Raw genomic sequence first — 13,102 nt, 5'->3', positions numbered from 1 at the left:
TGCAGGTACCCGGCTCAAATCCTTGGTTCTGAAGAAAGAAAATTACCCGCTTGGGAGCGGAACCGGAAACGGAGGCAAAAGCAGAATGGGGGAATAATGCCCCAGAAAAAGCGGCACCCGCGCCCAGAGCTAACTGCCTGATCGTATCTCTTCGATTAAACTTCATGTGTATTAATAATATAAGGTTAATAGAAAATATCACTTCTTTTATCCCTTTTTTTTCATATTTTTTATCAACCTTGCTTTATAAAAATCTTATTTTTTCTTCTTTATACTTTATTGAAGGCTTTCAATTTCAGATAGTAATGAATGCAATCATTGTTTAAATATTATCGGATATTTTTCCCTGCATTGTTTTTTCTGCATTCCATTCAGGGAAAGGAGATTAGCTCAGTAAGTTATCAAGCCCAAGTACTTCCGGCACTCGAAAAACATTGTATCCAATGTCATGGACCCGAGAAGCAAAAAGGGGATGTGCGTTTCGACACTCTTTCAATCGACTTTCTAAAAGACCGGACTGCCGCCGAGACCTGGCATGATGCATCGGATCAGATCAAACTGGGGGAAATGCCTCCCGAGGAGGAAAATCCTCTTTCCGAGGGAGAACGAAAACTGATCACTGAATGGATTGACTCAAACCTAGAGAAAGCCTTGCGGGAAATTAAGGGCGAACAAAGCGAAGCCGTTATCAGAAGGTTAAACCGGACTGAATATCAGTATACTATGGAAGATCTGCTGGGATTTAAAATGGATTATGTCGATGGCTTAGCAAGAGACCCTCTTTCACCAGACGGGTTTCTAAACAACGGAAAAGTATTGGGAATGTCTTCCCTGCAAATCGAGCACTACCTGAAGACTGCCCGCAAAGCCTTCCAATTAATTTTAAATGAGGAGGAGGAACCAACAGTCAAAGTTTCCGAAGTAAAATGGAACAAGGGAAATATCCGCGGTCCTAGCAGCAAATTATATGTGGGGAAATCAGACCATCGCTTAGGAAGGGTAAATTACTGGCACGGAAATTTTCAACAACCTCCTAAATCAGGAAGGTTCACCATTAGAATTAAGGCACGCAGCGAAAAAAGACCTGGTTACCCATCTCCTATCCTCGAAGGTTCCTACGGCTTTTTTGTATCAGGTCTGACATTGAACATTCAGGGATCTCTACCAGAAGTAGAAATAGATTCTAACGAAACGAAAACTTACGAAATTTCCTCGTACGCTAAACTATTTCCAATGACTCTGGCCAATGTTCCTGATGATAAAATCAATGGAGTTCTTACTTTTAGAAACTCACTTGATGACGGAAATCCTCTTCCCAAACAATTGGAAAAAATAACTGAGACTAAAGATAAGAAAGGGAAGATAAAAAAGAAAAAAACAAACTACTATCCGGAAGATCCAAACTTTTCTAAAATCATTATTGAATCAGTTGAGTTTGTCGCCAACGACTATTCATCCTGGCCTTCAAAAATTCATCAGCAAATTATCCTTCCTGAAGAAGATTTGAATAATGAGCGAACTGCAAAATTAGTCTTATCAAGATTCCTTACAAAAGCTTGGAGAAAACCCATTGATTCTCAGACAGCCGAGAAGTGGTTTCAGCATTTCAAAAAAATCAGCAGAGATGAGAACTCGTCTATTTATGCTCTCAGAGAGACCCTCGCCACCAGCCTCGCATCCACTAATTTCATCTACCTGAGTGAACTAAAACCAAACGAAAGCAAGCCCTCAAAACTTTCTACTCATGAACTGGCAGCACGCCTGTCCTATTTCATTTGGTCTTCTATGCCTGATGTTGAACTTCGGGCACTGGCCGACGAAGATAAACTCCACGACCCAAAAGTTCTTGCCGCACAAGTCCAAAGGATGATGAACGATCGGAAGGTCAATAGGTTTGCCGAAGAATTTAGCAAACAATGGCTTGATCTGGGCGGAGTTGACCGGGTCGCGGTTAACCCGAGATATCACAAAAATTTTGATAATAGACTGAAACCTTACATGCAGGCTGAGAGTCTTGAATTTTTTAAAGAAATTTTCAAAAAAGATGAACCCATGACACAAATAATCGATGCCGATTTCACTATGCTAAACGCTCGGTTGGCAAAACATTATGGAGTGGAGGGGCCCAAATCTCAACGGTTCGAAAGAACCTCCCTCAAAGGGACAAACCGTGCCGGAGGTATTCTAGGACACGCCTCCATTCATCTTTCCGGCTCAGACGGTGCAGAATCTCATCCAATCCGCCGGGCAGTCTGGGTTCGCGAACGGCTCCTCCACGACCCACCCAAACCACCACCACCGGATGTCCCCGGAATCGAAGAAAGCGTGAAGGATTTTGAAAAACTCAGCCTTCACGAACAAATTGAGTTCCATCGAAAGAAAGAATCCTGTAATGATTGCCACAGAACACTGGACCCATGGGGGATAGCGTTGGAAGAATACAGTGCTGTCGGACTCAAAAGAGAAGAAACAACTGTTCACAAAAAGCCAATCACCTCTGACACCATCTTACCTGGGAATCATCCCGTGGATGGAGTTGAAGAATTACAAAAATTTATTCTTTCGCATCGGAAAGATCAGTTTGCACATGCCTTCTGTTCGAAAGTTCTGACCTACGCATTAGGTAGATCTTTAACCTTGGAAGATGAAATTTTGGTAAATGAGTTGAAAAATGAATTCGTTAAAAACAGATTTCGTCTATCGGGTCTTCTTAAAAATATTGTTCTTAGCGAAACTTTCCGTTGGCATTAAAGATATGTATAAAACATCCTAAAGACATGAAGATATTGGGTAAATCAAAGATGAATAGAAGAACTATGCTCAAGGCATCTGGAATCTGTATGGCTTTACCTTGGATGGAATCATTTGCCGGCTCATCTTCTCCTCAAACACCCAAAAGGTTTTGCTCCATTTATTTTCCATACGGAGTCAGTCTCCCCAATCAGGATAGCGAATTCAGTCATTGGAATTGGTTTCCCCAAGGTGAGGGAAAGAACTTCACTTTCAATAAATCCTTAGAGCCACTCAATAAATTTCGTGATCAAGTGACGGTCTTGGGTGGCCTTTGCCACCCAAAAGTAAAAAGAATAGGGGGACATGACAGCGGCGACACTTTTCTCACTGGAGAGGAAATGAGCCTAAAGGCGAACGGATTGAAAAACTCTATTTCATTGGACCAATTCATGGCACACACCCATCGTCTCGGATCAGAAACACGGTTTTCCAGCTTGGCTCTATCCTCTGATGGTGGAACCGGCATGCCCACCCGAGCCAATACCCTGTCCTTTTCCAACACAGGCCAACCTATTCCTTCCTTCAATCGTCCAGCGATCGTTTTCGAAAGGCTTTTTGGTCTAAGTGGTGAATCCATTGATGCTCAGAGAAAGGGTCTCACCCGAACCGGGAGCCATCTTGATCTTCTACTTGACGAGGCAAAATCCATGCACCGCAAGTTAGCCAAGACAGACCAGGACAAACTCGATCAGTATCTAACTTCCGTTCGTGAAATCGAACAGGATGTGGAACGTTCTGCACAATGGCTCGATGTCCCCAGACCAAAAGTAAATGCCGAAGGACTAAGCCTGGATGCTGACAATGAGACACCGGAAAAATTAATTTACACTATGTTGGATCTGATTGCCCTTGCCTTTCAGACTGACTCCACCCGTTTTATTACTTACCAATTAGCAAGCATGCATGGCGCTATTTCCATCGCCAATAAGTTCCCCTCTCTTCTTGGTTTCCCGAAGGATGCCCACGGTCTTGCCCATGGAGCAGGGAAAGGAGTGGGTGCTGAAAATAAGGGTAAGTGGGATCTCTATCAGACTAAATGCTTTACCTACCTGCTTAATCGCCTTTCTGAAATGCCGGAAGGCAATGGCTCAGTGCTCGATAATACCTGTCTTCTCTATGGAAGCAGTAACAGTAAAACCCATAACAACACCAACTATCCGCTTGTCCTCGCCGGTGGAAAGAATATGGGATACGAGCACGGACAGTATCTCCAATTTGATAACAATACTCCGCTTTCCAATTTGTTTGTCACCATCCAAAAACAGCTTGGTTCAAAAGCGGATTCTTTTGCAGACAGTAATGGCGAAATGAAAGAGGTCTTGGCTTCCTGAATTAATCTTTCAGGAATTTCTTACCAGTCGTAAAGTCCTTGGTTATTGTTGCCCGGTCATATTCGTCTCCCAAGGCTGTATAAGCAACATAACTTAAGGTGTTATCCTTAATCGTAATTACCTGAAAAAACTGCGTTTGTTCCGCTGTTTTATCGGACCGATAACCATCGGCTTTATAGCTTTGAATTTGTTTACGATCGAGCCCGTATTGCTTAGGACCCGAAACGGAAGTAACATAAACTGTCCCAAGTTCACTGTTCCCCTCCTTGTCACTTGTGCGGACAGGAACGTGTCCCCTGGCATAAGTATGGTCATGCCCATTAAGCACAAGATCCACATTATACTTATCCAGCAGTGGCTTCCAGTGGTCCCGTGCAAACTGGAAATTTCTACCTTTAGCCGGAGAAAATACGGAATGATGACAAGTTAAGATCTTCCACTTAGCCGTGCAGTTTTTTAGTTTTGCTTCGAGGTATTTTGTCTGTTGTTCCAAATTATCGTTTGAATTCAGTACAACAACTCGAAGATCCTGGTAATCCACGGTATAAACCGTTTCATACAAGGATGGATCTAAACTTTTTTCCACAGGTAGAGTGAATTGAGGACGCCATTGAATGGAAACTTTCTTCTTTCCTATCGGTAGTCTTGCAATAGGTGAAAACTCGTGATTCCCTACAGCAGGAATGGCGGTCCATTGACTATGAATAAATCCACCAGCCTTAAACCATTGAGCCCACTCATGGTCACGATGAGCATTATTTACAAGATCACCTGCATGAATCGCGAATGAAGCATGGGGAACCGTTTGGTATGCCATGCGAATCACTCTTGACCAATGATCCAAGATATCGTTTTGAGCATCGCCGAAATATACAAATTGTATGGGAGAGTAAGTTGACTTCGCCGTACGAAATTGAATCCATTCCGACCAATTTTTGGATCCATCGCCCACCCGATAAGCATAGAGAGTGTCTGGCTTTAATCCTTGAAAACGAACACTATGATAATGAACGATCAATGAAGAGTTGCTTTTATATTGACCAAGATCGAAGGGTTCCGTTGTAGCAACGACCTCCTCTGCATCACTAGTAAACTTGGAATTTACCCCGGCTATCGCAATCTCAGCAACCGCCTTAGTGATGCTCTTATCCGTTCGCCAGGTTACGGCACGACAGGTTGCAGGATCGCCATGAAAAGTAAGTACTATACGATCCGGATCCACACTGGGTATTTCCCAGTGTTGAAGACCCTTGTGTGAATCGTGGGCAAGAACAGGTAAAAGGGCGTGCAAAAAGACTGCACCGAGGCAAAATAATATCTTTTTAATTTTCATAAGATTGAATAGTTAGTAAGTTTTGAGATAAGCCACCATATCTGCGACATCCTGCTCGGACATGCCTAATTGATGGGCAGATAACATAAGAGAGTTTCTTACCGGTTGAATGTAATGAATTTCATGACTCGGAATCTTTTGGACTAAACCACCAGCACTACGAATGGTTAAAGGATCACTCTCGGAAGTTATGATACCATTGATTCTCCAAAAGTTTTTGCGTTCTTTCCAGTTAGGTTCAAGCGTGACCTCTTGGCTTTCGTAGCCATGCGCGATTCCAGCAGACGGATGAATGATTGCCCGGGCAATCTCCTCGATCGACCGACCTTGCCCCCACCCTTTCAGGTTAGGACCAAACTCCACCCCAACCTGATCAAACTGATGACAACTGTAGCAACGGGCCGCGGATATCTTTCCGCGTTTTATATCTCCCTTTAACTTAAGCACATTCGATACCTTGAGCACACCCTCCTCTTTTTTCACTCCTGGTACTTGAACGAGTGGCTTTGGCTTTGAATCAATAATCTTCTGAGCTACCAAAAAATCCCGCACTGGATGCTCTTTCCAACGATGTACCATTCCTTTTACAAGAAACTGTTTAGCCAGGTCTTTAACTCCTTCGTTTTTGGATTCCATAAAAACTTTTTTCATTCCCTCGAATGCATGCTTCGAACGATTCATGGCCAAGGAAGCAACCAACTCCATTCGGTGTTTATCAGACAAATCATCCATTAGCATTCGCTCAACCAAGTCTTCGATCATAGTATCCCCGTGTAACCGCCAAGCGAGGAGGTGAGCCTGCCTATCCCAGTCTTTGGGACTGGAGATTTCACGAAGTTTACAATAATCGGACCATAGTTCATCTTCCGATCCATCCACAGCCAAACCAACGGATTCCAAATAAGTGCGATCCTCCAGCGAACCAACGATAATGAGATCGAGCAAAACCTCTTTTTTTCTTTCATAGGCGAAATCCCGAAGATGGGTCAGGGCAACACGCCGGACATGAGATGACTCATCCCTTCTGAGATTTTGTATTAATTGAAAGCCCAAGTTTTCCCGATCATATCGCAAGGCACTCCGCAATGCCGCAGCACGATACCGAAAGTCACTGAAACCCATCGTCGATACCACTCTCTCCAATTCAGCATGTCCTTCCTTGCCTAGATGAGGTAAAACCCAGATGGCTCGGCTAGCCAACCATGGGGATTTGCTGTTCAGTAATTTTTTTACCTTGGAAAAAGCAGACTGGCCTTGCGACTTTAGCTTTTGAAATCCATGAAACCGGACATTATGGGCCGGACTGACCAGCATCTCTTCTGCCGTTTTTGGAACCTGCTTACTGGATTTAAATCCCTTGGGTGCGATCCGGTAAATCTTACCTATATGTTTACGGTCGGCCGCACCGTGTCCACCAACGACAGGATCATACCAATCTGCGATATAAAGTACCCCATCAGTCCCTACTAAAATATCTGAAAAAGCACCACATAATCGATCCTTTCCCTGCCGACTTATAAAAACTTCCCGTTCCAATTTGTACCCTGCCCCATCAGGTTTTGGAACATAACGAAAAATCTGCCGTTTAGCGGGTTCGCAGGAGAAGAGAGAACCTTCATATCTTTTAGGCAAGGAACCGTTCTCATAATAGGTGATTCCCGTCGGAGAACCACTTCCATAAACATCGCCTGGTGGAAAACTTCCCGGCAAATGAGTTCGCCACTCCGCTTCGGCGGTGGTTTGGCCAGCAATACGATCCGCTGACCATCCAAATTTTCCATCTTCCGAGCAAAAGCCAAAAAAAGCACCCTCTGGAACAAAACTTGTCCGACAGGCTGGTGGATCATCATTATCATTTTGGAACATGTCCCCAAACGAAGTGAAAATTTGCTCGTAGCTATTTCGATAGCCATGACCGACAATCTCCATGCCGGTACCATCAGGATTGATCCGACCCGTAAAACCGGACACCCAAACATGCCCGTCATCACTTCTTTTTCCTGCGAAAGTCGTTGGGTCTAGATTCCACCCGACCTGAGGCCCACCTTTGTTGTAGTAAAAACTACCAATATAAAAAGTTCGACCGTCCCCATCGGTTATTTTAGCCCCGCAATTTCCTTGGTTAAAATATAATTTACCATCCGGCCCACCAATTACTGAGTGAGTGGAATGATCATGATTACTACCAGTAAAGCCGGTAAGAAAGATTTCTTTTTTGTCCCCTTTGTCGAAAACTAAGTTTCGGTTCACATCGATGTATTTAATAATGTGCGGGGTCTGGGATACATAGATCACATTATCGATCACCCCGATCCCCATGGGTGCGACCAGTTCGGGGTCTTGAATAAAAACAGTAGATTTATCCGCTATTCCATCCAAATTGGTATCCTCCAAAACGACCACACGGTCGCCCTCTTTTCGGGTACTACTCCTACGATAATTTACTCCCTCCATAACCCAAATCCGACCGGCAGCATCCACATCCATGTTTGTCGGATTATACAAAAGCGGAGATTCTGCCCACAAGGTGACTTCCAGCTCGGGATCTTGTAACCGAAAATCATTGATGACCACTTGTCCAAAAACGGAAATGACCAGAATAGGAAAGAGAAAGAATATAAATGATATGGGAGAATGCATGATGGGATTATAAATAAGGCTATCGAAGAGATTATTTAGAACAATATTGAAGAGCAAAAGCTGCTCGAACTAATTGTCTATGCAATTAGATCTTTCACCACATGACCGTGTACATCGGTCAGGCGGTAGTCGCGTCCCTGAAAACGATAGGTCAATTGTTCATGATCAAAGCCAAGCAGATGCATCCATGTAGCCTGAAGGTCGTGAACATGTACCGGATCTTTGGTGATACTGAATCCAAGTTCGTCCGATTCTCCATGAACATGACCACCTTTTACTCCTCCTCCGGCCATAATCATGGTGTAACAATCCGGGAAGTGATCGCGCCCCAATACTTTACCTTTTGAAGTGCGGCCTTCACGAAATGGAGTGCGACCAAATTCGCCACCTATGATAATTAATGTCTCATCAAACAACCCACGTTCCTTTAAGTCCTGAATAAGTGCGGATATCGGCTTATCCATTGTGGCACATTTCCGGGTCAAGCCATCCCGAATATCCTCCTTTGGATTGGTCCCATGATAGTCCCAACCCCAGTCAAACAACTGTACGAACCGAACGCCCTTTTCAGCAAGCCTGCGTGCCAGTAAACAATTATTCCCAAGGCTGGCACCACCCACTTCAGCACCATAGGCGTCCAAGGTCTTTTGAGACTCATTGGAAATATCCATCACATCGGGAACGGAAGCCTGCATCCGATAAGCTAATTCGTACTGAGCGATGCGCGTGAGGGTTTCAGGGTGAGCAAAATCTTCCGCCGCTTTTTGATTCAAATCCCGTAAGGCGTCCAAACTTGCTCGCCTAAGACTGCGATCCATACCCGGAGGATTAGAAACGTATAGAACAGGATCACCTTTTGAACGACACTGAACGCCTTGATAGACTGAAGGAATAAACCCAGCACTAAATGAATTCTTTCCACCATTTGGCTGAGTTCCACTGGATATCAAAACAACATAGCCTGGAAGATCCTGATTCTCCGAACCTAATCCGTAAGTCGTCCAAGCACCAAAAGAAGGACGCCCTGGTTGAGGGAAACCAGTATGCACAAATAATTCTGCCGGTGCATGATTAAATTGATCGGTGTGCATGGATTTAATCACACAAAGGTCATCGGCATGCTGATGCAAATGAGGAATTGCATCTGACATCCACATACCAGACTTTCCATGCTGAGAAAATGTACGCGGTGTGCCCATTAACTTGGGAGTACCTGAAGTGAATGCGAATTGTTTACCCTTAATGAACTCATCTGGGCATTCTTGATCGGTACGTTTTACAAGTTCTGGTTTATAATCCCATAAATCCAAATGGGGTGGAGAACCAGTCAGGTGGATATAAATTACCCTCTTTGCTTTGGAACTGAAATGTGATTTACGAGGGAGCAATGGGTTTTCGGGAGCTTTTAACCCAAAGGCATCAGGGGAAAGAAGTTGAGCCAATGCACCAGACCCTAAGCCTACACCACAATTTTTTAAGAAATGGCGACGAGTGTTAAGTTGAATTTGTTCAAATGCGGGATTCATAAATAAAGTGTTATGAGGGTATTGCTTATCTTTTCATCATCATCTCATCGAGATTAAGAAGTACATTGCCAGTTACGGTTAGTGCGGCCAGGTCAACGACATTAAAATCTTTGGGAGCAGGGCCAATCGGATCCGTGGCCATTTTGGTGGCAAGTCCACCGTCATTGAGGTAACGCTTTTTGACTTGGTGAAATAATGCAAGTAAGCGATCGAGTTCTGGCTTTTGGGGTTCTCGTGACAGGCAAATTTTAAAGCCATTACTAATTTGTTTTTCCAAAGAACTAGCAGACTTGATCATAATTCGGGCCAATGACTGAGCAGCCTCTACATATACCGGGTCATTCATGGTGACCAAGGCTTGCAGTGGAGTATTAGTAGTGCCACGACGGACCGTACAAACCTCTCGGTTAGGCGCATCAAAAGTGGCCATCGAAGGATAAGGGTTGGAGCGTCGCCAATTGGTATATATTCCTCTTCGAAAACGATCTTCCCCTTCGCTGGTCTTCCAATCAATCCCTCCGCCGAATGCGGCTTTGATGCCCATATCGGGTTGCGGTGGACGAACAGGGGGGCCAAACATTTTTTTGCTTAGCAATCCAGAAACCGCAAGCGCCTGATCTCGAACCATCTCCGCTGAAAGCCGAACTCGGGGGCCTCGGGCAAGTAATCGATTCGCAGGATCGTTTGCAGCCATTTCATCCGCGACATGAGAGGACTGTCGATAGGCTTTCGAAGTAACCAGCAACTTGATAAACGCTTTCATATCCCACTCCATTCGAACAAATTCAGTGGCGAGCCAGTCCAGTAATTGCGGATGGGATGGCAGTTCGCCCTGCGAACCAAATTCCTCACTGGTTGAAACTAATCCTACACCAAAAATCTTTTCCCAAAACCGGTTGGCGGAAACCCGGGCAGTGAGTGGGTTGTTTTCGTTGATTATCCATTTTGCTAAATCCAAACGAGTAGGATTGGCGACGCCCTTCAAGGCTGGAGTCAGGGAAGAAGGAAAACCCGCTTTTACCAGAGGACCATGACTGAGGTATGATCCTCGTAGATGAACAAATGTCTTTCTTTGATTTGCATCGGCTACTGCCTTGAGAACGGGTACCGTTGTATGTGGTTTAATCCTGCTAACCTTTTTGCGAAGTGTTGCAATTTGAGTGGTAATTTTTTTGGCTTCTGCTCCATTCTTTAGAAAGTAACTCATGATCTCCTTTTCCTGAATTGAAGTTCTGGCTGAAGGATTAATATTGAGAATGTTTTTTATTTTTCCTGGAATTGCTGGAGCTGGATTTGAGTTACCGGTTACAGAAATACGAAACTTCCCAATCGCATGATTAGGATAATTTTGAACAAGGCGAATTTCAATTTGCCCGCCTGCAACAGGTTTATCCGTAATAAATACAGCTGAATGGTTTCGGCCTTGCCCACCTGCTATGGCCCAGCCCGAATTTTGTTTAAAATCACCATCGATCGCTTTAAAAGCTTCAAATTTCCCCTGTTCAAAAGTGGCACTGGCTTTCACAAATTGAGCGACTTGCGCACCGTCCAAAGATTCAGCCGTTTCCTTTTTGGGTGCTTTGCTAAATGTCTTCTCCCAAACAATCTCACGATCAGAATTAAGCACCTGTAAACGAAAGCCATCCAAGCGAGGTTGTAATCCACTATCCGTACGATTCCAAACAACAAGCTTGGTTAGGTCATATTCTTTTCTTAAGTCAACCTCCCACCACGCTTCCGCATCCCCATTTGCGTTGTGAGTTACACTTTTCGAATTATGGAAATCACCGTCTGTATTTCCATCAATCGCAAGTTTTGCAAAACCTCCATAACCAGTGGTGCTCTGTTTTGCATTACCTTTAAGTGCGACATTCTCCTGCCCGACAAATGCCTGCACCTCGGCCACATGAAGAATACGATCCTTACCGGGTAATTCAATCCTCACAAACTGTCCAGTCTTGGCCAAACTTTGAGATCCTCCCCTACCCATTGAATTCAAAATAATTTCATTCAAAACCAAATTATGGTTTCTAGCCGGTCCCTTTTCATTCAAGGAAACATCCGTTAAAAGCTCCAATCGGAGAGCGTATATTTTGTCTAAGGTCGTCTGTAGTCTAAGTTGATAATCATCGATTACTTTCTTTACTCCAGAAGCTAAAACAGATCCATCCGCGGCTATGTCAAGATTCGCCCCCGAAGTCGCCTTGGCTTGAGTAGGGACTAAAACTTCCCAATTAGTGTCGCTTAAAGTTTTTTCCCAAGACGACAGTTCCCCCTTTAGTTTTGTGTTTCTGTAGGGGGATTTAAGTGAGTTTTCTAATTGACTGATTTCATTCTCTAAATTCGTAATTTGCTTTTTCTGAGTATCACTAAAAACACTATGGGTTGGCTGTTCGTTACGTTTATCGGAATCCTGCGTTTGATTAAAAATATCAAAAATCTGAAAATATTCTTTATGGGTAATCGGGTCATACTTATGAGTATGACACTGAGCACAAGCCATAGTTGTTCCCATCCAGGTGGCAAAGGTTGTATTTACTCGGTCGACAACTGCGACATTCCGAAATTCCTCATCGTTCGTTCCCCCTTCGTTATTGGTCTGGGTATTTCTATGAAAGGCGGTGGCAATGATTTGCTGTTCGGTCGGCTCAGAAAGTAAGTCACCAGCCAGCTGCTCAATTGTAAACTGGTCAAAGGGTAAGTTTTGGTTGAAAGCTTTTATCACATAATCGCGAAAGGCCCAAATCGTACGGGCACGATCATCTGCATACCCGGCCGAATCAGCGTAGCGTGCAAGATCCAACCACATTCTTGCCCAGTGTTCCCCAAACTCCGGACGAACCATCAGCCCATCGACAAAATTTTGATAAGCTTCCGCACTTTTATTTCCCAAAAAAGCATTTAATTCATCGATCGATGGTGGTAATCCAATCAAATCCAAGGATACACGACGAGCTAGGGTTCTTCGATCAGCCTGGTGGCTAAAGGTAAGTCCCTCCTTCTGTAGACGATCGGAAATAAAGTGGTCGATAGGATGTATCCCATTCGGTACTTCAGTACGGTGCGGTTTTTTGTACGACCAATGCTTATCGTATTCCGCTCCCTGTGCGACCCATTTTTCAAGTAAAGCAACCTCTTGATCGGTAATGGGCTTACCCTTACCCTTAGGAGGCATGACCTCCTCGTCATCTGCTGGCAAACTGATCCGGAAGATCATTTCACTCTCCTTCGGATCACCGGGCACGATGGCAGAATATCCGTCTAAATCTCTTGTTGCACCGTCAAAAGTATCAAGTCTCAATCCGGCTTCACGATTTTCCTCATCCGGCCCGTGACAGGCAATACAACGATTCGAAAGGAGAGATTTGATTTGAGTATTAAAATCAATCCTTTCTTCTGCAAAAAGGGAGAGTGGAAGTATAAAAGTAAGGAATAAAATTAAACGCATGAGATATCTTGTCTGTCAAAAATATACAATA

General features: G+C 44.1%; 6 protein-coding genes. 2 read left to right on the top strand and 4 right to left on the bottom strand.

What is annotated here, in order from left to right:
• The first annotated feature begins 309 nt into the window (after window positions 1–309).
• A complete protein-coding gene (locus ACKPQ5_RS00295; RefSeq protein ID WP_407677085.1) occupies window positions 310–2,751 on the top strand; it encodes a DUF1592 domain-containing protein in 2,442 nt (813 codons plus the stop codon).
• A gap of 50 nt (window positions 2,752–2,801) precedes the next feature.
• Complete coding sequence (locus ACKPQ5_RS00290) at window positions 2,802–4,124, top strand: DUF1552 domain-containing protein (protein ID WP_407677084.1); 1,323 nt, start codon at window positions 2,802–2,804, stop codon at window positions 4,122–4,124.
• 1 nt (window position 4,125) lies between these two features.
• Here the strand turns inward: ACKPQ5_RS00290 and ACKPQ5_RS00285 are convergent, their stop codons facing one another.
• The 4 genes from ACKPQ5_RS00285 to ACKPQ5_RS00270 all read right to left on the bottom strand — a co-directional run bounded on the left by ACKPQ5_RS00285 (window position 4,126) and on the right by ACKPQ5_RS00270 (window position 13,071).
• Window positions 4,126–5,457 (bottom strand): fibronectin type III domain-containing protein, encoded by a 1,332-nt coding sequence (locus ACKPQ5_RS00285; protein ID WP_407677083.1) that lies wholly within the window; start codon window positions 5,455–5,457, stop codon window positions 4,126–4,128.
• Between the two features lie 12 nt (window positions 5,458–5,469).
• On the bottom strand, window positions 5,470–8,097 hold the full coding sequence (locus tag ACKPQ5_RS00280) for a PVC-type heme-binding CxxCH protein (protein WP_407677082.1): 2,628 nt from the start codon (window positions 8,095–8,097) through the stop codon (window positions 5,470–5,472).
• Between the two features lie 77 nt (window positions 8,098–8,174).
• On the bottom strand, window positions 8,175–9,623 hold the full coding sequence (locus tag ACKPQ5_RS00275; protein WP_407677081.1) for a DUF1501 domain-containing protein: 1,449 nt from the start codon (window positions 9,621–9,623) through the stop codon (window positions 8,175–8,177).
• Window positions 9,624–9,648: 25 nt separating this feature from the next.
• Window positions 9,649–13,071, bottom strand: coding sequence for a DUF1553 domain-containing protein (locus tag ACKPQ5_RS00270; RefSeq protein WP_407677080.1), 3,423 nt, complete (start codon window positions 13,069–13,071; stop codon window positions 9,649–9,651).
• Window positions 13,072–13,102 lie beyond the last annotated feature (31 nt).

Origin of the sequence: Candidatus Seribacter sulfatis, assembly GCF_964187635.1 — a bacterium.
Taxonomy (GTDB): domain Bacteria; phylum Verrucomicrobiota; class Verrucomicrobiia; order Opitutales; family Seribacteraceae; genus Seribacter; species Seribacter sulfatis.
The sequence above is the reverse complement of the archived record's forward strand: the minus strand, read 5'-3'. Positions and strand labels throughout refer to the sequence as shown.